The sequence below is a fragment of the Roseovarius sp. BRH_c41 genome, from assembly GCF_000961715.1.
GTDB lineage: Bacteria > Pseudomonadota > Alphaproteobacteria > Rhodobacterales > Rhodobacteraceae > Roseovarius.
In genome coordinates, this window is sequence record NZ_LADY01000011.1 from 1 (window position 1) to 21,996 (window position 21,996).

General features: G+C 64.0%; 24 protein-coding genes, 1 tRNA gene and 1 pseudogene. 8 read left to right on the plus strand and 18 right to left on the minus strand.

What is annotated here, in order from left to right; translation table 11 throughout:
• The 6 genes and pseudogenes from VR71_RS03330 to prfA form a co-directional block, all read right to left on the minus strand.
• A pseudogene (locus tag VR71_RS03330) lies at window positions 1–232 on the minus strand (carboxypeptidase M32); the annotation flags it as partial.
• A gap of 2 nt (window positions 233–234) precedes the next feature.
• Window positions 235–1,377: a heme A synthase gene (ctaA, locus tag VR71_RS03335; protein WP_045681192.1), complete on the minus strand. Its 1,143-nt coding sequence runs from the start codon at window positions 1,375–1,377 to the stop codon at window positions 235–237.
• Window positions 1,378–1,432: 55 nt separating this feature from the next.
• Window positions 1,433–2,176 (minus strand): RNA methyltransferase, encoded by a 744-nt coding sequence (locus VR71_RS03340; RefSeq protein WP_045681194.1) that lies wholly within the window; start codon window positions 2,174–2,176, stop codon window positions 1,433–1,435.
• 124 nt (window positions 2,177–2,300) lie between these two features.
• Window positions 2,301–2,987, minus strand: a complete 687-nt coding sequence (locus tag VR71_RS03345) for a DUF4167 domain-containing protein (protein WP_045681196.1) — start codon at window positions 2,985–2,987, stop codon at window positions 2,301–2,303.
• Between the two features lie 204 nt (window positions 2,988–3,191).
• The gene (gene prmC, locus VR71_RS03350) at window positions 3,192–4,049 is read right to left on the minus strand and encodes a peptide chain release factor N(5)-glutamine methyltransferase (protein ID WP_045681197.1); all 858 of its coding nucleotides are present in this window, start codon (window positions 4,047–4,049) and stop codon (window positions 3,192–3,194) included.
• Complete coding sequence (gene prfA, locus VR71_RS03355; RefSeq protein ID WP_045681293.1) at window positions 4,046–5,092, minus strand: peptide chain release factor 1; 1,047 nt, start codon at window positions 5,090–5,092, stop codon at window positions 4,046–4,048. The genes prmC and prfA overlap by 4 nt, the downstream gene beginning before the upstream one ends.
• Before the next feature lie 66 nt (window positions 5,093–5,158).
• On the opposite strand from prfA, the gene VR71_RS24595 reads away from it, so the two are divergent.
• A complete protein-coding gene (locus tag VR71_RS24595; RefSeq protein WP_296429830.1) occupies window positions 5,159–5,446 on the plus strand; it encodes a hypothetical protein in 288 nt (95 codons plus the stop codon).
• Here the strand turns inward: VR71_RS24595 and VR71_RS03360 are convergent.
• From VR71_RS03360 to VR71_RS03370, 3 genes are read right to left on the minus strand one after another with little or no spacing between them, the layout of a single operon-like run.
• Window positions 5,378–5,782, minus strand: a complete 405-nt coding sequence (locus VR71_RS03360; RefSeq protein ID WP_045681199.1) for a DUF1499 domain-containing protein — start codon at window positions 5,780–5,782, stop codon at window positions 5,378–5,380. The genes VR71_RS24595 and VR71_RS03360 overlap by 69 nt on opposite strands.
• Before the next feature lie 32 nt (window positions 5,783–5,814).
• Window positions 5,815–6,210: a cell division protein ZapA gene (locus tag VR71_RS03365; RefSeq protein WP_045681201.1), complete on the minus strand. Its 396-nt coding sequence runs from the start codon at window positions 6,208–6,210 to the stop codon at window positions 5,815–5,817.
• A complete protein-coding gene (locus tag VR71_RS03370) occupies window positions 6,203–6,694 on the minus strand; it encodes a hypothetical protein (RefSeq protein WP_045681203.1) in 492 nt (163 codons plus the stop codon). Before VR71_RS03370 ends, VR71_RS03365 begins: the two co-directional genes overlap by 8 nt.
• Window positions 6,695–6,895: 201 nt before the next feature.
• Between VR71_RS03370 and tkt the strand changes: the two genes are divergently transcribed.
• Both tkt and VR71_RS03385 read left to right on the plus strand, forming a co-directional pair.
• A complete protein-coding gene (tkt, locus tag VR71_RS03375; RefSeq protein ID WP_045681205.1) occupies window positions 6,896–8,911 on the plus strand; it encodes a transketolase in 2,016 nt (671 codons plus the stop codon).
• Between the two features lie 310 nt (window positions 8,912–9,221).
• On the plus strand, window positions 9,222–10,475 hold the full coding sequence (locus VR71_RS03385) for a DNA polymerase IV (RefSeq protein ID WP_296429832.1): 1,254 nt from the start codon (window positions 9,222–9,224) through the stop codon (window positions 10,473–10,475).
• A gap of 229 nt (window positions 10,476–10,704) precedes the next feature.
• On the opposite strand, the gene VR71_RS03390 is transcribed toward VR71_RS03385, so the two are convergent.
• Window positions 10,705–11,568: an N-formylglutamate amidohydrolase gene (locus VR71_RS03390; protein ID WP_045681211.1), complete on the minus strand. Its 864-nt coding sequence runs from the start codon at window positions 11,566–11,568 to the stop codon at window positions 10,705–10,707.
• A 144-nt stretch (window positions 11,569–11,712) separates the two neighbouring features.
• On the opposite strand from VR71_RS03390, the gene VR71_RS03395 reads away from it, so the two are divergent.
• Window positions 11,713–11,787, plus strand: a tRNA-Val gene (locus VR71_RS03395).
• 79 nt (window positions 11,788–11,866) lie between these two features.
• Window positions 11,867–11,992 carry a type B 50S ribosomal protein L36 gene (gene ykgO / locus VR71_RS03400; protein WP_008282420.1) on the plus strand — a complete coding sequence of 42 codons (126 nt, stop codon included), beginning with the start codon at window positions 11,867–11,869 and terminating at the stop codon, window positions 11,990–11,992.
• A gap of 315 nt (window positions 11,993–12,307) precedes the next feature.
• Here the strand turns inward: ykgO and dapD are convergent, their stop codons facing one another.
• From dapD to VR71_RS03435, 7 genes are all read right to left on the minus strand, one after another.
• The gene (gene dapD, locus VR71_RS03405) at window positions 12,308–13,135 is read right to left on the minus strand and encodes a 2,3,4,5-tetrahydropyridine-2,6-dicarboxylate N-succinyltransferase (protein ID WP_009818343.1); all 828 of its coding nucleotides are present in this window, start codon (window positions 13,133–13,135) and stop codon (window positions 12,308–12,310) included.
• Window positions 13,136–13,221: 86 nt separating this feature from the next.
• Window positions 13,222–13,548, minus strand: coding sequence for a DUF3775 domain-containing protein (locus tag VR71_RS03410; protein ID WP_009818342.1), 327 nt, complete (start codon window positions 13,546–13,548; stop codon window positions 13,222–13,224).
• Between the two features lie 68 nt (window positions 13,549–13,616).
• Window positions 13,617–14,351 (minus strand): SDR family oxidoreductase, encoded by a 735-nt coding sequence (locus VR71_RS03415; protein WP_045681213.1) that lies wholly within the window; start codon window positions 14,349–14,351, stop codon window positions 13,617–13,619.
• A complete protein-coding gene (locus tag VR71_RS03420; RefSeq protein ID WP_045681215.1) occupies window positions 14,348–14,908 on the minus strand; it encodes a DUF3833 family protein in 561 nt (186 codons plus the stop codon). Before VR71_RS03420 ends, VR71_RS03415 begins: the two co-directional genes overlap by 4 nt.
• Window positions 14,909–14,912: 4 nt before the next feature.
• Window positions 14,913–16,154: an MFS transporter gene (locus tag VR71_RS03425; RefSeq protein ID WP_296429835.1), complete on the minus strand. Its 1,242-nt coding sequence runs from the start codon at window positions 16,152–16,154 to the stop codon at window positions 14,913–14,915.
• Window positions 16,151–16,906, minus strand: coding sequence for a DUF1365 domain-containing protein (locus tag VR71_RS03430; protein ID WP_045681217.1), 756 nt, complete (start codon window positions 16,904–16,906; stop codon window positions 16,151–16,153). The genes VR71_RS03425 and VR71_RS03430 overlap by 4 nt, the downstream gene beginning before the upstream one ends.
• Window positions 16,903–18,201 carry an FAD-dependent oxidoreductase gene (locus VR71_RS03435; protein WP_045681220.1) on the minus strand — a complete coding sequence of 433 codons (1,299 nt, stop codon included), beginning with the start codon at window positions 18,199–18,201 and terminating at the stop codon, window positions 16,903–16,905. The genes VR71_RS03430 and VR71_RS03435 overlap by 4 nt, the downstream gene beginning before the upstream one ends.
• A gap of 222 nt (window positions 18,202–18,423) precedes the next feature.
• Between VR71_RS03435 and VR71_RS03440 the strand changes: the two genes are divergently transcribed.
• Together VR71_RS03440 and VR71_RS03445 are read left to right on the plus strand one after the other, a co-directional pair.
• Window positions 18,424–18,999 carry a sigma-70 family RNA polymerase sigma factor gene (locus VR71_RS03440; RefSeq protein WP_009818336.1) on the plus strand — a complete coding sequence of 192 codons (576 nt, stop codon included), beginning with the start codon at window positions 18,424–18,426 and terminating at the stop codon, window positions 18,997–18,999.
• Window positions 19,000–19,009: 10 nt separating this feature from the next.
• Complete coding sequence (locus tag VR71_RS03445) at window positions 19,010–19,666, plus strand: ChrR family anti-sigma-E factor (RefSeq protein ID WP_045681299.1); 657 nt, start codon at window positions 19,010–19,012, stop codon at window positions 19,664–19,666.
• A gap of 73 nt (window positions 19,667–19,739) precedes the next feature.
• Here VR71_RS03445 and VR71_RS03450 read toward each other — a convergent pair whose 3' ends face one another.
• Window positions 19,740–20,957, minus strand: a complete 1,218-nt coding sequence (locus VR71_RS03450) for a bifunctional alpha/beta hydrolase/OsmC family protein (RefSeq protein WP_045681222.1) — start codon at window positions 20,955–20,957, stop codon at window positions 19,740–19,742.
• Window positions 20,958–21,161: 204 nt separating this feature from the next.
• Between VR71_RS03450 and VR71_RS03455 the strand changes: the two genes are divergently transcribed.
• A complete protein-coding gene (locus VR71_RS03455; protein WP_045681225.1) occupies window positions 21,162–21,935 on the plus strand; it encodes a GGDEF domain-containing protein in 774 nt (257 codons plus the stop codon).
• Window positions 21,936–21,996: the final 61 nt, after the last annotated feature.

The window sequence follows — 21,996 nt, forward strand, 5'->3', positions numbered from 1 at the left end:
CCCGCGCCACGGGCGCGGTCGCCTCCCCCTCCGCCTCGTCCAGCAACGCGCCGCGCGCCGGGTCCACCCGCCGCGCATGCAGCACCGCCTGCATAGCACCGGACTCCTCGGCCCGCTGATCGGCGGCACCGCGCGGCATCATGGTTTCCTGATCCCAGCCCAGCCGCCCGGCCACCTGCGCCAAGGCCTGCGTCTCGCGCTCGCGCGCCATCAGATCATCATAGGCGCTCATGCTCAGCTTCCCCGAATGGATGTGGCGCGCGGATACTGGCTCAGGAACCGCGCCCGCAGGATCAGCACCCAGAGCACCACCGCCACGAATTGATGCGCAATCGCCAAATGCCAGGGCGCGATATAGAGCACTGTCATAATGCCCAGAACAATCTGGAGCAGCAGCACGGCAAAGGCGGCGTTAAAGGCACCCCGCGTCTGCACATGCGCACTCTTGCGCCCGCGCAGCCAGACCACCACGGCAAAGATCAGCAAGAGATAGCCGCTCATCCGGTGAATGAATTGCACCGTGCCGGGGTTCTCAAAGAGGTTCCGCCACAGGGGCTGCAAGTCCATCATATCGGGGGGCAGAAATCCCCCCGCCATCAGCGGCCAATCGGTATAGCTGCGCCCGGCATCTATCCCGGCCACCAGCGCCCCCAGCAGGATTTGCAGGAACGCAAAATGCATGAGACCCGTCGAGAGACTGTAGAGCTTCGCCTCCCGCCCCCGCCGCGCCTGCATCAAGTCCCGCTCTTCGCGCCCCAAGAGGAACACGAACCAGGCAATCACCCCCAGAATGACAAAGGCCAGCCCCAGATGCGTCGCCAGCCGGTAAGAGGCCACCGCCACCCTCTCACCGCTCAGACCAGAGGACACCATCCACCAGCCAATCGCGCCCTGCGCGCCGCCCAGTGCGCCCAGTACCAACAGACGCCCGGTCCATCCTTTGGGAATCTGCCGCGCCAGCAGGAACCCGAAAAAGCCCAAGGCCCAGACAAGCCCGATCACCCGGCCCAATTGCCGGTGCCCCCATTCCCACCAATAGATGAATTGAAACTCCGCAAGGGTCATGCCCTTGTTGACCAACTCATATTGCGGAATGGCCCGGTATTTGTCGAACTCTTCCATCCAATGCGCCTCAGACATCGGCGGCAGCGCCCCCGTCACGGGCTTCCATTCCGTGATGCTGAGACCACTGTCAGTGAGCCGCGTCAGCCCGCCCACCGCGATCATCACCACAACCAGCGCAAAGAGCACCATCAGCCAGACCCGGATCGCACCCCGCGCGCCGCGGCGGCCCGTGTCGATCATGCCGCCTTGCGGCACGGGCTTCACGGCCCCTGTCTGTCCCACCTCTTCGAAAATGCTGCGTTTTCCGCTCATGCTCACGCCTCTTCCTGTTCGCACCTGGCAACACTAGGGCGCGTCCCCGCCTGCTTCAACTGCGCGCCTTCCAGCGGACCATCTGCCGCATCACCCCATGCAAGGTCTGCACATCGGCCCGCGTCATCGGCATCCGGCTCCACATATTGCGCAGGTTGGTTTTCATGCTCCCGGCCTTGTGCTCGGGAAAAAAGAACCCGGCCTCCTCCAGCCGTTCCTCATAATGTGCCGCCAGCGCCTCGACCTCGACCTGCGCGGCCCAGTCGGTCTTGGCCAGATCGACACGCGCAGGCACCACCTGCCCTGCCGCACGCTGCCATTCATAGGCTGTGAGCAACACGCATTGCCCAAGGTTGAGACTGGCAAACTCCGGATTCACCGGCACGTTGATGATCGCATTGGCGCGGGCGATATCGTCATTCTCCAACCCTGCGCGTTCCGGGCCAAAGAGCACCGCCACCTTTTCACCCGCCGCAATCTTCTCCGCCGCCAACATCATGGCGCGCTCGGGGCTCAGCACCGGCTTGGTCAGCCCGCGCGCCCGTGCCGTCGTCGCCAGCACAAAGGAACAATCCGCCACCGCATCCGCGGTGCTCTCGACCAGGAGCGCCTCGTCAAGCAATCGCCCGGCCCCGCTCGCCATCGCCACAGCCCGCTCATTGGGCCAACCATCGCGCGGCGCCACGATACGCATCCGATCGAGGCCGAAATTCCACATCGCCCGCGCCGCCGCTCCGATGTTTTCACCCATCTGCGGGCGCACGAGCACAAAGGCAGGCTGCGGGCGGTCGGTCGGCATCGGCACTCTCGATCTGGTGTCACAGAATGGGGCCCGCCACCGGCAAGCCCCCTCTTTCATCGGTCTTCAAATACTCAGATCCAACCGGGCGGCAAATGCCGCGCCACCGGATCAGACCGCGGGATTACTCCGCAGCCTTGGTCGAATGGTCTCCACCGCCATCGCCGGAGGATCCGTTCCCCTCGGACTTGGGCACACGCTTGGCACGCGGCTTGCGCGGACGTTTCGGCGCAGCTTTCTCAGCACCCGCGTCAGACCCTTGCTCAGCAGGTTGCTCCACCACAGCGTCCGGCGCAGGCGCAGGCGCAGGTGGATGGCGGCGCGACGGCTCGGATCTGCGCACCGGCTCGGCCTGCGGTTTGCTCTCGGGCGTTTCGACCAGACCGCTATCGCGATCCTCAAAGCCACCGATCACGTCAGGCTGTGACAAGGCGGTAGGTTCATAGGGCTGAGGCCGGTCGCCTTCATCTGCTTCGCGCCCCGCCGGACGATCGCCACGCTCACGGTCGCGGTCGGTCTGACGATCCCGGTTAAAGCGTTCCTGCTCTTCACGCCGCGCATCCTGTTCCTTTTGGGCTTCCCCCAAAAGACGCAGATAGTGCTCGGCATGCTGCTGGAAATTCTCGGTCGCCACCCGGTCGCCCGACAGTTGCGCATCGCGCGCAAGCTGGTTGTATTTCTCGATGATCTGCTGCGGCGTGCCGCGAACCTTGCCCTCGGGACCGGAGCTGTCAAACACACGGTTGACGACATTCCCGACGGTGCGGTTGCGGTTCGGCTTGTTCCGCTGACGTGACTTCGATGATCTCATATGGTGCTGTCCAGCCCTATGCTCAAATTGTCGCTTGACCCGACTGGCGCCCCTTGCGCCGAATGAAACCGGATCGGACATGTTCTGGCTTGGTGTCAAGCGGGACCGCCCGAATGGGCATCCTCCGTCTTGACTGCTCCCCAATAAGCACGCGCCGCCCGGTCACACAAGAGCAAAGCGGATTATTTCCGCGATTCTTGCCAATTATGGCTCATTTCTGCGTGAAGTCCCGGGCCAGTCTCCACACACCACCCGGTCGCGCCCCTCCAGATCAGGCAGCACCGCCACCGCCTCGAATCCCGCCGCGCGCAAGAGATCGGCCACCGCCACCCCCTGCGTCCAGCCGATCTCAACCATCAGCCGTCCACCGGGGTTCAGATGCGCCCCCGCCCCGCCCGCAATCACGCGATACGCGGTCAGCCCGTCGCCCTCATCGGTCAAGGCCATGCGCGGATCGTGGTCGCGCACTTCGGGCATGAGCCCGACCATCTCATCACGCCCGATATAGGGCGGGTTCGACACAATGAGATCAAACGCGCCCGTAATCTGTGCGAACCAGTCAGAGTGGCAGAGCGATAGGCGATCCCGCACCCCATGCCGCACAGCATTGCGCGCCGCCACATCAAGTGCCTCCGCCGAAAGGTCCAGGGCCACGCCCCTCACCCCCGGCCATTCCGCCAGCAACGTCACCGCCAAAATGCCGCTTCCTGTGCCAAGATCGAGCAAAGTCAAAGGCTTGGGCCCGGCCAACGCCTCGGAAATCAGACATTCCGTCTCGGGGCGCGGATCGAGCACATCGGCTGTCACCTCAAACTCCCGCCCCCAGAACACCCGCCGCCCAAGGATCTTGGCCACCGGCTCCCGCGCCATCCGCCGCGCGATCATCGCCTCGAAACGCGCCTCGGCCCCCGGCTCCACCTCATCGCCCAGATGCAGCGTCAGCCGGTCGCGTGCAATCCCCACGGCCCCTGCCAAGAGTGCCCGCGCATCCCCGGCAGCGCCCTCGATCCCCGCCGTCTCCAGCCGCCGCACAGCCCGCAGCAACGCCTCGCGCAGGGTCACGACATTTCGGCCAGCAAGGTGGCCTGCGCATCCGCCGTCAGCGCGTCGATCACCTCATCCAGATCGCCGCCCATCACCTGCTCCAACTTGTAGAGCGTCAGGTTGATCCGATGATCGGTCATCCGGCCTTGAGGAAAATTATAGGTGCGAATGCGCTCTGAGCGATCCCCCGATCCCACCTGCGCCGCGCGATTGGCCGAGCGTTCGCTGTCCACACGGCTACGCTCCATGTCAAAAAGTCGTGATTTCAGAACCTGCATGGCGATCTCGCGGTTGCGATGCTGCGATTTCTCGGAACTCGTCACCACAATCCCGCTCGGGATATGCGTGATCCGCACCGCCGAATCGGTGGTATTCACATGCTGCCCGCCCGCCCCCGAGGACCGCATCGTGTCGATGCGCAAATCATTGGGATTGATCTGGACATCCACATCCTCCGCCTCGGGCAGCACCGCCACCGTGGCCGCCGAGGTATGGATACGCCCACCGCTCTCGGTCTCGGGCACGCGCTGCACCCGGTGAACGCCCGATTCGAACTTGAGCCGGGCAAAGACCCCGTCACCCTTGATATGCACCACCAGTTCGCGAATGCCGCCCAACTCGCTCTGCTGCTCCTCGATCACATCGAACACCCAGCCGCGCGCCTCGGCATAGCGCTGATACATCCGCATGAGGTCAGCAGCAAAGAGCGCCGCCTCCTCGCCCCCGGTTCCGGGTCGGATTTCAAGGATCGCAGGCCGCGCATCCGCCTCGTCGCGTGGCAAGAGCGCCAGTTGCAGCGCCGCTTCCATCCCCGGCAGCCGCGCCTCCAGCACCTCCAACTCGTCACGCGCCAAATCGCGCATCTCGGGATCACCCAGCATCGCCCGCGCGCCCTCGATATCGGTCAGGATCTGACGATAGGCGCGGATCTCCTCGACCAGCGGGCGCAATTCGGAATATTCGCGGCCAAGGCGGGCAATATCGCCACCGCCCTGCATCATCTGCGCCTCGATGAATTCAAAGCGCTCCGCGATTTGTTGCAATCTGTCCAAGGGTACCATGGGAATGATCCTCTGTCCCATCCTTGTGACTTGGTCAAGGGGCGTCACCTGTGCTAGAATCACCGCATGAAAGCGGCGTTGCCCCTCTTGCTGTTCTGCGCCTCCCCGGCGCTTGCCGATGTCACCATCGGACGCAAGACCATTGAATGCTACTGTACCGACCGGAACGGGGCGCGCATCGAGATGGGCGAGACGATCTGCCTTCAGGTTGATGGCAACATGTTCATGGCGCAATGCCAGATGTCGCTGAACGTGCCGATGTGGCGCAAAATTTCGGACGGATGCCTATCCTCCCGCCTGCCCCAATCGCTGCAACCAGCCGTCGATACGGGCGGCGTTCACCCCCAGATCTGACTTGCCAAAGCGCAGCCGCCCGTAAATCTCCAGCCGCGCGCCATCCTGCCGCACCGTGGTATAATCCGGAAAGCCGAAAACGCGCGAGCGGGTGACATAGGTGATCATCCCCTGCGCCACATCCCCGGCCAAAACCTCTGTGCGCGGCGTGGCGCGAATGATCGCATCGAGCGCGGCCAGATCCCCCGGCACTACCCGCATCGCGCCACCGTCCATATCGCGATTGGTGACGCTGTCCAGCATCTGATGCCAGCGCGCCGGGTCTGACGGGGCCAGACGAACAAAGGCCAGCACCGCCACAATCCCCACCAGAACCAGTCCCAGGATCAGCTTCATAGCACGCCCCTATAGTCTGTGCGACAGGTGCCTTAGCCCGCCCGCGCACCGTCCACGGTTTCCGCCAAGGCTTCGGCCCGCGCGGCGATCTCGGCCAGCGTCTCGACCACCGCATCAGGCACCACCGGCACTTCGATCCGTTGCGCCTCTGGGCCGGGCGCATTGCGCAATTGATCCAGCTCCGCTTCTTTCTCCGCCAGCCGATCCTCGGCCTCGCGCAGCTTGTCCTGCAACCCGGCGGTTTTGTCCGCCAGCATCAAACCCGCCATGAGCAACATGCGCGGCTCGGGGATACGCCCGATCTGCGCCGCCAACACGGCGGCCTCCTCATCCAGCATCTTGGCAGCGGCATGCAGGTAATGCTCCTCACCCGCCTGACAGGCCACTTCGAAATTGCGCCCCCCGATCTCGATCTGAACCTCAGGCATCCGATGTCTCCGTTTTGTCGTTCTGGTCTGTTTCTGCGTCAGCCTCGGCAATCACCTGCCCCAAGGCCCCCAGCACCGCCTCTACCTCGCCACGGTCTGCGGTGCGGGCGGCACGCAGCCCCTCCAACTCCGCCATCATGGATTTGTTGATCAGATGCGGCTCGGCCACGCCTGCCGCATTTGCGTCGCGCAGCGCCTGATTGTTGTCACGCAACTGCTGATTGGCCTTGCGCAGTGACTGCAGGTCCGCATCCAGCTTGCGCAGGCTTTCGGCCTGCGCGCCCTCCGCCGCATCCAGCTTGCTGTGCAACGCCTTGATCCGCTCCTGCAACTGCGCATTGGCCAGCCGCTCATCCTCGATCTGTTCATGCAGCTTGCCAAGGTATTCAAGATCACCCGCCGCTGTGGGGCGGTCCTCCAGCCCCTGCGCGATGCGATCCAATGCCGCCGTGATCCGTGCCTGCAACTCGTCTATCTGACTCATCCTCGGAGGTCCTCACTTGTATTGCCCCTATGTCCCACGAATCGCACACTGGGCGGGTTTTGATCAAGTCTAATGAAACCATCCCTGAAATGCGCCCCCAATCCCGCTCAAAGCCCCTGATCCACCGCCTCGCGCTTGAACTTCTGCACCGGGCTGGTATGCAACGCGCAGTCATTGCCCCATTCAAAGGATGTCACCCCCGTGGATATCGCTGCCCTCCGCTCTGCCAACCCCGATCATTGGAAAAAGGCCACCGCCATCCGCGCGCTGACCCTCGACGCCGTCGCCGCCGCCAATTCCGGCCACTCCGGCATGCCGATGGGTATGGCCGATGTCGCGACCGTGCTGTTTGAAAAGCACCTGAAGTTCGATCCCAGCAATCCCAACTGGCCCGACCGCGACCGCTTTATCCTCTCGGCAGGACATGGCTCGATGCTACTCTATTCCCTGCTGCATCTGACCGGCTATGCCGACATGACGCTCGATCAAATCCGCAATTTCCGCCAGTGGGGCGCGAAAACCGCAGGTCACCCGGAATACGGCCACGCCACCGGGATCGAGACCACCACCGGCCCCCTGGGTCAGGGCATCACCAATGCTGTGGGCTTTGCCATGGCCGAGGAAATGCTGCGCGCCCGGTTCGGCACCAAGCTGATGGATCACTACACCTATGTGATCGCCGGCGACGGCTGCCTGATGGAAGGCATCAGCCATGAGGCCATCGGCCTTGCTGGCCGCCACCAACTGTCGCGCCTCATCGTGCTCTGGGACAATAACAACATCACCATCGACGGCACCGTTGACCTCGCAGACCGCACTGATCAGGTGGCCCGCTTCCGCGCCTCCGGCTGGCATGTTCTGGAAATTGACGGGCATGACCCGGTGGCGATTGATGCGGCGCTGACCGAGGCCAAGACCACCGATCAACCCACGATGATCGCCTGCAAGACCCATATCGCCCTTGGTCACGCCGCACAGGACACCTCCAAGGGCCACGGCGCGTTGACCAACCCAGAGCAACTGACCGCCGCCAAAGACGCCTATGGCTGGGCAAACGGCCCCTTCGAAATCCCCGCCGATGTCAAATCCGCATGGGAGGAAATCGGCAAGCGCGGGGCCAGCACCTATGCCGCATGGGCCAAGCGGCTCTCCGCGACATCACCGGCCCGTCAGGCCGAGATTGCCCGCATCTTCAACCGCGACATGCCCACCAAACTTTCGGCCCGCATCCGCGCCCTGAAAAAGCAGATCAGCGCCGAGGCCCCCAAAGTGGCCACGCGCCAATCCTCCGAAATGGTGCTGGAGGTGGTCAACCCGATCCTGCAAGAAACCGTGGGCGGCTCTGCCGATCTCTCGGGCTCCAACAACACCCGCTCGGGCGATATGACCGTGTTTGACGTGGACAACCGCGCAGGCCGCTATATCCACTGGGGCATCCGCGAACATGGCATGGCCGCCGCGATGAACGGCATGGTGCTCCACGGTGGCATCCGCCCCTATGGCGGCACCTTCATGTGCTTTACCGATTACGCCCGCCCGGCCATGCGTCTGGCGGCCCTGATGAAAATCCCGACCGTGTTCGTGATGACCCATGACAGCATCGGTCTGGGCGAGGATGGCCCGACCCACCAGCCGGTCGAGCATCTGGCAATCAGCCGTGCCACGCCCAACACCTGGGTCTTCCGCCCCTGTGATACGGTCGAGACCGCCGAGGCCTGGGAACTGGCGCTCACCTCCAAGGAAACCCCCTCGGTCCTCTCGCTCACCCGGCAATCCCTGCCCACCCTGCGCCGCGAGCATAAGGCCAAGAACCTCACCGCCCAAGGCGCCTATGTGCTGGCCGACTCAGAAGGCAAGCGTCAGGCGATCCTGATGGCCACTGGCTCTGAGGTCGAGATTGCCATGAAGGCGCGCGATCTCTTGCAGGCCGAGGGCATCGGCACGCGCGTCGTCTCCATGCCCTGCTGGGAGCTGTTCGAGGAACAGGAGGACAGCTACCGCAAACGCGTCCTGCCCGCAGGCCCGGTGCGCGTCGCGGTCGAGGCGGCCATCCGCTTTGGCTGGGACCGCTGGCTCTACGGCGAGCGTGGCCGCCGCGAAAAGGGCGGCTTTGTCGGCATGCATGATTTCGGGGCCTCCGCCCCCGCGCCCACGCTCTACAAGGAATTCGGCATCACGCCCGAGGCCGTGGCGGAAAAGGTCAAATCCCTGCTCTGAGCGGGGGCTAAACCCAATGACGAAGCCCGGATGCGCCGCGTCCGGGTTTTTTATTGGCAATGAGATTCCGCGCAGCACTTACCCCCGCGCGGAATCAAGGCGCGTAGCGCCGCCGCGCGGATCGCTGGGCCGTCCCGCGGCCTAGCGATTATGAGAGGGCACGCAATTCTGCGAGGTTAGACGGACTTTTCTGGCATAAAGGGGCATCTAATTCCGTTGCATCGCTAGTCCCCGGCCCAGCGACCGCGCGGCTCCTCCCCACCATCCCCAACTTGCGCGCCCCCATACCCGCGCCTTACACTCCCCCATCATGCCCAGCCTCTGCCGCGATTGCCTCACCCGATTCGACACTGCCCGGCGCTGCCCCGCCTGCGGCAGTCCGCGTATCGTGGCCCACCCCGAGCTTTTCGACCTCTCCATCGCCCATATGGATTGCGACGCCTTCTACGCCTCTGTCGAAAAACGCGACAACCCAGAGCTTGCCGACAAGCCGCTGATCATCGGCGGCGGGCGGCGCGGCGTGGTGTCCACCGCCTGCTATATCGCCCGCATCAAGGGTGTGCGCTCCGCCATGCCGATGTTTCAGGCGCTCAAGCTCTGCCCCGAGGCGGTGGTGATCAAGCCCCGGATGCAAGTCTATGCCGAGGCCTCGCGCGCCATCCGCGCCATGATGCTCGATCTCACCCCCGCCGTGGAACCGCTCTCGCTCGACGAGGCATTTCTCGATCTGACCGGCACCGCGCGCCTGCATGGCGCGCCCCCGGCCGTGATGCTGGCCCGCCTCATCAAACGCATGCGCGACGAGTTGGGGCTCACCGGCTCCATCGGCCTCAGCCATAACAAGTTTCTCGCCAAGATCGCCTCGGACCTCGACAAACCCCACGGCTTTGCGGTGATCGGCGCAGGCGAGACCGCCGATTTCCTGCGCGACCGCCCCGTTAGCCTGATCTGGGGCGTGGGCCAGTCCACCCTCACGGCACTGAATGACGCAGGCATCCGCAGCTTTGCCGATCTGCTGCGCTGGGACCGTCGTGACCTGAACGCGCGCTTCGGCTCCATGGGCGACCGGCTCTGGCATCTGGCGCGCGGACAGGACCGCCGCCGCGTCTCGGCCAATGCGCCGGTCAAATCCATCTCGAACGAGACCACATTTTTTGAGGACACCCGCGACATTGACCTGCTTGACGGGCATATCTGGCGGCTGGCGGAAAAGGTGGCCGACCGCGCCAAGGCCCGCTGCCTCGCAGGCCGCGTCGTCACGCTCAAACTCAAACGCGCCGATCACCGGCTGCTGACTCGCCGCCACGCCCTGCGCGATGCCACGCAACTTGCCGACACACTCTATCGCACCGCCCGCGCGCTCATGGATCAGGTGCCACCGGGGACCGCCTACCGGCTGATCGGCGTGGGTCTCTCGGACCTCGGGCCAGAGACCGGCGCAGATCGGTCCGGCGACTTGCTGGACCCGCAAGCCGTTCAGCGCGCAGGCGCAGAACGCGCCCGAGACGCCATTCGTGCCAAATTCGGTCCCGATGCGATCGTCAAAGGGCGGGCCTTGCGGTAGGGGAAGGCGGCAAGCTCTGCCGGTGCTGGCGACACGCTGAGTAACCGCGCGGTCGCTGGGCCGGGGACTAGCGATGCAACAGAAATGGCTGCCACTTTATGCCTGCCAAGTCCGTATGACGTCTCTGGGAGGCGTTCGCTGTCAAAATCGCTAGGCCGCGGGACGGCCCAGCGATCGCGCGGCGGGCTTCGCCCTTGATTCCGCGCGGGGACATCCTGATCTAACCCCCCTACTCCGCCGCCAAAGGAAGCGCCTCGGCGCGCCCGATCTCGGCGATGTCGCGGATCACGCCCGAGAGCAGGCTGCGGAACGCCTCGAAATTTCCATTCGGGCGGATCAACCGCTCGTTCATATAGAGCGCGCGATCAATCTCCACCTGCACCGCATGCCGTGCGCGCGCCGGCCGACCATAGGCTTGCGTCATATAGGCCCCGGCAAAGGGTGTGTTGCGCGTGACCACCAGCCCGGCATCGGCAAATGCCGACTCGATCCGGTCCATCACCGCCCCATCCGCCGCCGCTCCGAACCGATCCCCCAGAACAATCTCGGGCCGCCGCACACCGCGCCGCGCCACCGCATCCATCGCCTCATGCGGCATCGAATGGCAATCAATCAGAATGGCCTGCCCAAACATCAGATACGCCTGATCCAACTGCCCCTGAAGCGCGGCGTGATACGGCTTCCAATAGCTCTCGATCCGATGCTCGGCCTCGGCCATGCTCAGCTTGCCGGAATAGATCGCCTGCCCATTCGCCACGACGCGCGGGATGACCCCAAGGCCCGAGGCCACGCGCGGATTATGCCCCTGCCGCGACACACCGTCGATCAGCGCCGGGTCCAACTCATCACAGCTTCGGTTGAGATCGACATAGGCCCGCGGCGCGCCCGCTTTGAGCAGCGGCGCGCCATAGAGCGGTGCCGCCTCGAACAGTTGATCGACGAAAGCATCCTCCGAAGACCTCACCGAATGCTCGTTGAGCGTGGTCCGCCGCAAAAACGTCCACGGGTAATCCCGCCCGCTGTGCGGCGAGGCGAACACCACAGCCGTGGTCCGCCGTTCGGGATGCGTGAGGTGATAGGCGACCTTGGGCATGCGCGTTCCTTTCTCTCCCGATAATAGACTGAAATTGAGCTTCTAAAAGCCCTTGATCCCCTCTCCGACTCCTTTTATAGACCAGCGAACCGGCGCGGATTTCCGCGCCCCTCTTTTTGGGGCAGGCGATCGGCTGGCATTCATGGGCGATTAGCTCAGTGGTAGAGCACTTCGTTGACATCGAAGGGGTCACAAGTTCGAACCTTGTATCGCCCACCATGAATTCACTGTCCCGCACTTGCCGGGACGCCCGCAACCCCAGGCGCTGGCCCGCGCCGCGACAACCGAGGAGACGACCATGAAGGTTCGTAATTCGCTCCGCTCGCTCAAGAACCGGCACCGGGATTGCCGTGTCGTGCGCCGCAAAGGCCGCGTCTACGTCATCAACAAGACCCAGCCGCGTTTCAAAGCCCGTCAGGGCTGAGCCGCGATCAGCCTTGGCTGAGAGATCAAAACCCCGCCCAACCGGCGGGGTTTTTCTTTGGGGGATGGTCATCTGAACCAAGAATAAAACCCGCCCCCGCGCGGAATCAAGCCCGAAGGGCGCCGCGCGATCGCTGGGCCGTCCCGCGGCCTAGCGATTTTGAGAGGAAGCCGACCTCTGAAAGGTCATACGGACTTTGCTGGCATAAAGTGGCAGCCATGGCCGTTGTATCGCTAGTCCCCGGCCCAGCGACCGCGCGGCTCATTCTGCCACTCCCTCGCCACAAGAAAAGGCCAGTTCTAGGACTGCTCTAGATCAATCCCTGAGCAACTCGTTGATCCCGGTTTTGGAGCGCGTCTGCGCGTCCACCCGCTTGACGATCACCGCACAGTATAGGTTGATCCCGTTCTTCGACGGCATGCTTCCTGCCACCACCACCGAATAGGGCGGCACTTCGCCATACATCACGGCCCCGGTCTCGCGATCCACGATCTTGGTCGATTTCCCGATGAAAACCCCCATCCCCAGAACCGAGCCTTCGCGCACGATACAGCCCTCAACCACCTCAGAGCGCGCGCCGATGAAACAATTGTCCTCGATGATCGTCGGCCCGGCCTGCATCGGCTCCAGCACGCCGCCAATGCCGACACCGCCCGAGAGATGCACATTCTTACCGATCTGCGCACAAGAGCCCACCGTGGCCCAGGTGTCCACCATCGTGCCACTGTCCACATAGGCGCCCAGATTGACAAAGGACGGCATCAAAACCACGCCCGGCGCGATATAGGCCGATTTGCGCACGACACAGTTCGGCACGGCCCGAAACCCGGCGTCGCGCCACTCGGCATCGCCCCAGCCCTTGAACTTGCTGTCCACCTTGTCCCACCAGCCAGCGCCCTGCGGCCCGCCGGCATGGATTTCCATATCCTTGATCCGGAACCCCAAGAGCACTGCCTTCTTGGCCCATTGGTTCACATGCCACTGACCATCCGCCTGCCGTTCGGCCACCCGTAACGCACCGCTATCAAGCGCATTGAGCGTCTCCTCAATCGCCTCGCGGGTCTCGCCTCCGGTGGCGGGCGTGATCGTATCGCGCGCCTCCCAGGCGGCCTCGATTGCGGTTTCCAGGGCAGCATTCGACATGGGCATCTCCTCGGGTTTCCATCGCGTGTCCCCCCGCCTATAGGGCCAAGCGCGGGCAGGATCAATCCGACCCCACGTCGAAACCCTCAGCCGCCCCGGATCAATTCATCCTCATCATCGGACGCCGACAGACCCAGCGCCTCCAGACCGTTTTCCAGATGATCCGACAGATGCGGCGTGCCCAGGAGGTAATCCGCACAGGGCGTCGTTGCCTCTTCCTCTGCCGTCCGTTTCGCCTCTTCCAGTTCCTCAACCTCGAAACTGCCCCGGCCGATCCACATCACGGCGACCAGACTGGCCTGTTCATCCTCACTCAACCGCTCGATGAAGGCGCGCAATTCGCCCTCCGCCCGACCAAGCTCGCGCGCCATAATAACCACCTGCGCGATTTTATGTACCGTGATGTCCAGCATCGGACCGCCCTCCTGTTACGCGTATCTTAGCACAGGAATGACGGGCGCGCAGCCACCCGTCCTTGATCTCACGCAAACAGCCGGTAATAGGCCCAATCCGGTAAAAACCGTGACAGACGAAAGACATAGCTGAAAAGTCGCGGGAAATGCCGCTGAAAGGCGGCCTCGTCGCACATCAATTCGAACATCTCTTGCGCCGCGGCCTCGGGCGTCATGATAAAGGGCATGCGAAACTGGTTCTTGTCCGTCAGCCGTGTCTTGATGAAACCGGGATTGGCCAGTTGCACCCGCACGCCGCTGCGCCACAGATCGGCCCGCATCGATTCGGCCAAGGACATGGTCGCCGCCTTGGACGCCGCATAGCCAATCGCCCCCGGCAATCCACGAAAGCCCGAGAGCGATCCGGTCAACACCACATGGCCGGCATCCCGCGCCACCATATCGGGCAATACCGCGCCAATGACCCGCACCGCGCCGGTGAAATTCACATCCGCCATGGCGATAGCCTCATCGGCTTTCCACTCGGTCGCGGGCATCGGCCAATAGACCCCCGCCAGCCACACCAACCCGTCAATTTGTCCCACCGCGCGCGCCGCTTCGGCCACGCTGGCATCATCGCGCACATCGACCGGCACCGCACTGGCCCGCCCCGGCAGCCCCGCCACAACCTCGTCAAGCCGCTCGGCACTCCGCGCCGACACGATCACCTCGGCCCCCGCCGCGCTGATCTTCTGCGCCAGCGCGGCGCCCAGACCCTCGCTCGCCCCCACCAGCCAATAGCGTTTGCCGCGCCAGTCCATCATGCCTCCACCCGGCGCATCACCGCCACCAGTTCCGCCACCTTGATCCCGAACTTGCGGAACTGACTGCGATTGACCACCACACCATTCGGGGCCAAGTACATCCAGTCGGTCACGCTCAGCACATGACCGCCCGCCTCCTTGGGCAGGCGGATGCGGTAACAGAGCCGCGCCGCCGCCCCCAGTTGCCGCCCGGCACCGGGGCCGACCAAGTCGTCGGCCTCTGCCCGGATGCTTCCGTCATTGCCAAGTTCCAGACGCCACTCACGGTCCTGAGAATTACCGCTGTCATAATCGAAATGCTCGCGCATCACACCGCGATTGCCCTGCCAGCTTGCCTCGAAATCCCCCGTGAACCGCGACGCGACCCGCCCGAGCGGACCATAGATCACGCCCTCGCATTTGATCGCACCGCGCAGATGCTCGCGCAGATCAAACTGCGGCCCCTGCCCCGCGTAATCCTCCGGAACCTGCGCGCCGAACCCTGCGAGCCGCTCCTTGAGCAGCACCAGCGCCAGCATCACCGCCGCCCCCAGCCCTATCCATCCCAAAACCTCCATCGGATCAGCTCCCTTCCTCAATCGGTGTTCGGGCCAAGAGCGCAATGGCCAAAAGTTTCAACACACAGGGCACCGCTCCATAGAGCAGGCTCAGCAGCATCAGCGCCTCACCCGGATTGTCCTGCCCAGCCTCGAACCCGCCCGCTTCCAGCAGCGGCAAGAGCGCCACAGCCGCCAGCGCCAGCGTGAATTTCGACACAAAGGACCAAAGGCCAAACCCCTCCGCCGCCCCCGGCGAAACCTGCGCCATCCGCCGCGCGAAAAGAGCGGGCAAAAGCGTCATATCCGCGCCCATCGCCGCCCCGGAGGCCACGCAGATCACGCCAAAGGCCCAGAGATCACCCGCCCCGAGCGTGACCGCCCCGGCAAACGCGGCAATCGACAGGACCATGCCTCCCAAGAGCATCCGCTTGGCCCCAAACCGCTCAGCCAAGGCGCCCCAGACCGGGGCCGCCGCCGCCGCCGACAGGAAAAACAGCAAGAGAAACGGTCCTTCCCAGCCCGGCGCTTGCAACCGGCTCTCGACAAAGAACAGGAACAGCGTCGAACTGACCGCGACGGGTGCTGCATTGACCATGGCCACCATCAGCAACCGCCGCGCCACGGCATCGCGCAGCACCGGGCCAAAGCCTGTGCCCGGCACGCCTCCGCAATCCTGCCATTGTCCAACCATGGCCAAACCCGCCAGCCCCGACAAAATCGCAAAGCCAAGGGCAAAACCGCCAAAGCCACCCAAAACCACCGGCGCCACCGCCGCCGCACAAATCCCCAAGAGCGCGCCGGTTTCCCGCCACCGCGCCAGCCGCAAATGACCCTGTCCCGGCAGCCCCGCCGCCGTGGCCACGCCCTGCGCGTAAAAACAGATGGTGAGATAGCTGAAGGCCGAAAACACCAGCACCAGCATCGCCGCAAACCACCAGAGCGGGGCAACAGGCGGCACCACGGCGAACAGCCCCAGCATCGCCGCCGCCATCACCGCAACCGCGACCCAGACGCTGATCGCACGATGCGCGCGCAACCGCTCCGACAACCGCCCGAGTACCGGGTCTTGCACCACATCAATCAGTCGCAGCGCAAAGAGCACCGCCCCCAGCGCGCCCAGCGACACGCCATATTCGTCCACATAGAACTTCGGCGCGTGAATATAGAGCGGCAACCCCGCCGCCGCGAGCATTGCCCCAAAGAGCGCATAGCCCGGCAAACGCGGCGCAGCCTGCGCCACGGTCCCGGCCAAAACTGCACTCACCGGCTCACCTCATCGGCGGGCGGCACCGGGCGGCTCTGAAACGACGCGCCCTTCCACCACAGCTTGAACGCCTGCCAATGGATCAGGCCCAGCACCCGCCGCGACCCGAAGGGCCGCCGCAGCATGGCGCGCAGCAGACCCCAATTGGTCAACCTCCGACGCTGACCCACCAGCGTCGCAATCACGCCGCCATGACCGCCGGTGAAATCAATCCAGATGCCGATGCGATCCTCGCGCAGATCAAACCGGAATTCGTACCCGCCCTCGATCCGCAGGAAGGGCGAGACATGAAAGACCTTTTTTGCCTGCAACCGGTCCTGCGCCGTGATCGGCCCCATGTCATCGCGGTGACATAGATAGGAATGGCGATCCCCATAGGTATTGCTGACCTCGGCGATGATCACCGGCACCTGACCGGCGGCATCGCGACAAATCCAGAAACTCACCGGGTTGAACACATGTCCCAGAATACGCGGCTGTGCCAGCAGCTCGATCCGCGCAGGCGGTGGGATCTGCCGCTCGGCCAACACCTCCCGCACCCACGCCGCGCCACGCCCCTGCCCCGGGATCCCACCGTGATCTGCATCCCAGACCGAGGCCACCCCCCGCCGATTGCGCCCGAACAGACGCGGTGCCGCAGCCTCGGTCTCGGCATCCAGCAGCACATAGTCGATCCCATAGCGAAAGGCATTCTCGATCCCGCCCTTGCGCCCATGCCAGGTATGACCCGCGATATGGTCGATCCGCCTCATGCCGCCGCCACAGCCGAGGCAGCGCGCGCATAAATCGCTTCGGCCACCTCAAGGCCACTTGCCAACCCGTCCTCGTGAAACCCATTCCGCATCCATGCCCCGCAAAACCATGTGTTGCGCCGCCCGTTCATCGCCCGCACGCGGGCTTGTGCCGCCACCGCCCCCAGATCATAGACCGGATGGCGCAGCGTCACCTGATCATAGATCAACTCGTCCCGAATGGGCCGCGTGGTGTTGAGCGTGACGAAATGCGGATCGTCCTCGGGGATCGGTTGCAGGCTATTCATCCAATAGGTCAAATCAATCTGCCCCGCCCGCTTGACCCTTGCCTCGGTGTAATTCCACGACGACCAGACCGCCCGACGCCGCGGCATCACACTGGTGTCCGCATGCAGGATGATGTCGTTGGGCTGATAGGCAATCGCCCCCACGCTGCCGCGCTCGCTCTCATCCGCATCAGCGAGCAATCGCAGCGCGTCGTCGCTATGCGCCGCAATTACCACCTCGTCAAACTGCTCCCAGTCGCCGCCGTCGGCCCGCACCTCCACACCCTCTGCGAGGCGCCGGATACCTGCGATTGGCGCACCCAACCGGATTTCGGCCCCCTTCGAGCGCAAGGACCGCTCCAGCAGGCTGACATAGGCGACCGACCCGCCCACAACCGTATACCACTGATGCTGCTCGCTATAGCCCAGCAATCCATGCTGCTTGAAAAACGTCACCAGCGCCTGCGCCGGAAACTCCAGCACCCGCTCCACCGGCATCGACCAGATCGCCCCCGAAAACGGCGTGAGGTAATAGTCGCGGAAGGAGCAGCCCAACTGCATCTTGGTGATAAGCCCCGCCATGGTCAGCCCCGGCTCCTTGCAAGCCTCCATCGCCCCCTCATTGAACCGGAAAATATCGCGCAACATCATCCAATGCGCCGGGTTCATCACATTGCGTCGCTGGGCAAAGAACGCCCCCGCCCCTTGCAAACCATATTCCAAGGCCCCGCCGCGGAACGACGCCCCGAAACTCATGGTACTTGGCGCAACCGGCACATCCAGCCGCTCAAAGAGCGCGTTGAGGTTGGGATAGGTCGCATAGTTGAACACGATAAAGCCGGTATCGACCGGCTGATCGCCGCGCTTGCCCGCCATTATGGTGCGCGCATGCCCACCCAATCGCGGCTCGGCCTCGAAGACCACCACATGATGCCCATCCGCAAGACGGTCTGCGGCCCCCATGCCCGTGATACCTGCGCCGATCACGGCAATTTTCTTGCGCACCGCGGCGCCTGTCTCAAATGGCATGAAGCGTTCAACCTGCTAATTCGTGCTCGTGCTTGCAATACGCACCGACACCGCGAACGGATTACAATCAGTCTGGAAACAAATCGCGGTTTATTTATGACGAGATGTGATCCAACCCCGCGTTTTCATCGTAAATCTGTCATGTTAAACGAAGCCATCCTCCTGCGTGACCCTGACCCCTCGCCGGTGCTTGTCACCCGTGTTAAGAGGTCCGCGACAACAATGAAACGGGCAGGACCGGCCAAGGTGACAACGATACGTGAGCGGGAAAACACGGATTGGGTGGCTTGCATCGCGGCCATCCGCGAGACGCAGGACGAGGCCGCCTTTGCCCGGCTCTTTGGGCATTTCGCCCCAAGGGTCAAGGCGTTCCTGATGCGCTCGGGCGCCGATGCCACGCTGGCCGAAGAATGCACCCAAGAGGTGATGGCTACGCTCTGGCAAAAGGCACATCTCTTTGATCCATCCCGCGCCTCTGCGGCGACATGGATCTTTACCATCGCGCGCAACCGCAAAATCGACGCGCTGCGCAAACAAAAACGCCCCGAACCCGAGGATCTGCCTTGGGGACAGGACCCGGAACCAGATCAGGCCGATACGCTCGCCCTGCAACAAGAAAGCGACCAATTGAGCGAGGCGATTGCCGCGCTTCCCCAGAAACAACGCGAGTTGATCGAAAAGGCTTATTTCAGCGACCTCAGCCATTCCGAGATTGCAGCACAAACCGGCCTGCCTCTCGGCACGATCAAATCCCGCATCAGACTGGCGCTCGACCGCTTGCGCCACACAATGAAGTAAAGTGTATACCATGACCAGAAAACAGATCACCCACCACCTCAGCGACGCCCTTTTGATGGCCTATTCTGCCGGCAGCTTGCCAGAGGCGTTCAACCTGACGGTCGCCACGCATATCTCCATGTGTGACGAGTGCCGCGCACGGCTCGGCAGTTTTGACAGTCTCGGTGGCGCGCTGATCGAGACCTCTGAAACGGCGGCCTTGGCTCAGGACAGTCTCGCCGCAACCATGGCCCGGATACGCAGGGCCCCGCCGCAGACGGTGACATCGCCCGTGCGCCCCGCGCCCGGCCTCTTTCCCGCACCGCTGCGCGACTATATCGGCGGCGACCTCGATGCCGTGCGCTGGCGGCCCGTCGGCATGGGTGTGAAGCAGGCGATCCTGCCCACCTCTCGCGATGCCACGGCACGTCTGCTCTTTATCCCCGCTGGCGCGGCTGTGCCTGACCACGGCCATCGCGGCACCGAACTCACGCTGGTGCTGCAAGGGGCATTTTCCGACTCGGTGGATTATTTCGGCACCGGCGACATCGAGATTGCCAATGAGGATCTCGATCACACGCCCGTCGCGGATATCGGTGCCGATTGTATCTGTCTTGCCGCAACCGACGCGCCCTTGCGCTTTCGCGCGCTCATTCCGCGCCTCGCACAACCGTTCCTGCGGATTTGAGCCAGAGGCTCAGCACCTCTGCCGCCTGTGGACCAACAGCCACCGGCGGCAGAGGCGAAACCGGCCACGCCCTTTACGCGTCCTCCAGCCGGGTTTCCACCTGCGACGACCGCTCCAGCGTCCGATGCACCGGGCATCTATCCGCGATCTCCAGCAATTTCGCACGCTGATCCTCGCTGAGATCCCCCTCCAGCCGAATGACCCGCGTGAATTTGTCCACCTTGGCATCGGCACGGGCATCGGCATCCTGCGCATGCACCTTGTCGTGACACACATCGACACTCACATGATCCAGAATCCAGCCTTTGCGCCGCGCATACATCCGGATCGTCATCGAGGTGCAGGCCCCCAGCCCCGCCGCCAGAAACCCATACGGCGACATGCCGCGATCCGTGCCCCCATAGGCAATCGGCTCATCGGCAAAAACATGATGCGTCGGGCCGGAATTGATGTCCTGCAAAAACCCGTCGCTCTCTGCCTCGCTCACCCGCACCACGCCTTCCGGTGCGCCGGGCGGCGGCGCGGGCACGCGCATATCCAGATACCGCAAGGCCCAGGCGGCAATGACCCCCGCTGCATAGTCGGCATCCTCTGCGCGGGTGATCAGATGATCCGCCTCATCCAATGTGACGAAACTCTTGGGATGCTTCGCTGCCTTGAATATCTCGGCGGCATTCTCGATCCCAACGGACTCGTCGCGCGGCGCATGCAGCACCAATAGCGCCTTGTGCAACGCCGCGATCTTGGGGCCAAGCACCTCGGCCCGCACATCCTCGACGAAACCGCGCCCGATCCGGATATCCCGGCCCCCAAGCCGCACGTCGGCCACGCCCTCCGCCTCGATCCGCTCCAGCGCTGCGCCAAAGTTTTGCGTCACATGTCCGGGGTCAAACGGCGCGCCGATGGTCACCACCGCCCGCGCACTCCTGATCTGCCCCGCCGCAGCCAAGACTGCGGCCCCGCCCAGACTATGCCCGATCAGCAACCCCGGTGCCATGCCACGTGCCGCGAGCGCCGCCGCCGCGCGCTCCAGATCCTCGACATTCGACCTGAACGAGGTGTTCTCGAACTCGCCCCCCGAATGCCCGAGCCCCGTGAAATCGAACCGCAGCACGGCGATCCCCGCCCCCGCCAGCCGCGCCGCAATCCGCCGCGCGGCGGGGATATCCTTGGAACAGGTGAAACAATGCGCAAAGAGCGCCGTCGCCAGATGCGGCCCCTCCGGCAGATCGAGCCGCGCCACTAGATCATGGCCGCCATGGCCAGCGAATGTTAGGCGTTCGGTGGGCATGTCGCCTCCTTTCTTCTGTCACCCTCAACCCTAGGCAGATGCGGCAGGCATCGCCACCCTGACCGGTCCGCTGTCACGCGAAGGTGAGCTATTCACGCATTTGCCTAAAACCCTGCCTATTCTCTGGGCCTGACCCCAGCCAAAACCCACCACTCATTAACCGCTCCGCGCGATCCTGAGTCAGGGATTACGGGAGAGTGGCAGATGAATTGGCAGATTGAAACTCTGGGCGACGTGCGGCGCTTCGTGGCGCTGATCTGCCTGACGGTACTGGCGGGCGGCGCGCTCTTGCGCGGCCTTGTCCTGCCGCCCGATCTCGCGGCACGCACGCTCATGCCCGGCGCGCTCATGGCGCTCATGCTCGCGGCCCCGCTTGCCTATGCCATCGGCCAACGCCTGCAGGCCGCCCACCACCGCGCGACGCAGCTGGAACATGCGCTGCACCATGACCCGCTCACCGGCGTGCGCAGCCGCAGCAGCCTCTTTGCCACCGTGCCTGCCTGTCCCGATCGCCCCTGCGCCGTAATCCTCGCCGATATCGACCATTTCAAGGGCTTCAATGACCGCCACGGCCATGCCGCAGGCGATCTCGCTCTGCGCCAGTTCGCGGCGATCCTCACCGGCAATTGCCGCGCGATCGACCTTGTCGCGCGCCTCGGCGGCGAAGAATTCGTGATCGTGATGCAGAACACGAGCCTTGCCGATGGTCACGCCGCCGCCCGCCGCCTCGCCCACCGCACCCGGCAAAGCCCGGTGTTTCTGGGCGCGCGGAGCCTGACCCTTACCGCCAGCTTTGGCGTGGCGCTTCTGCCCCCCGGCGGCCCACTCGACACGGCATTGCAACAGGCCGACCGCACCCTCTATCGCGCCAAGCACGAGGGCCGCAATCGCGCCTATGCTTACGACCCGACCCTCGATTCCCTGCCAGCAGGTCTGAGCATCGCGCCGGCCAAACCCATCAAGAAACGTCATGAATAACCCATCATAAATTCGTTTTATGAATTGTTATACTCCGCCTATCCTGGGTCCAGTCATCCCG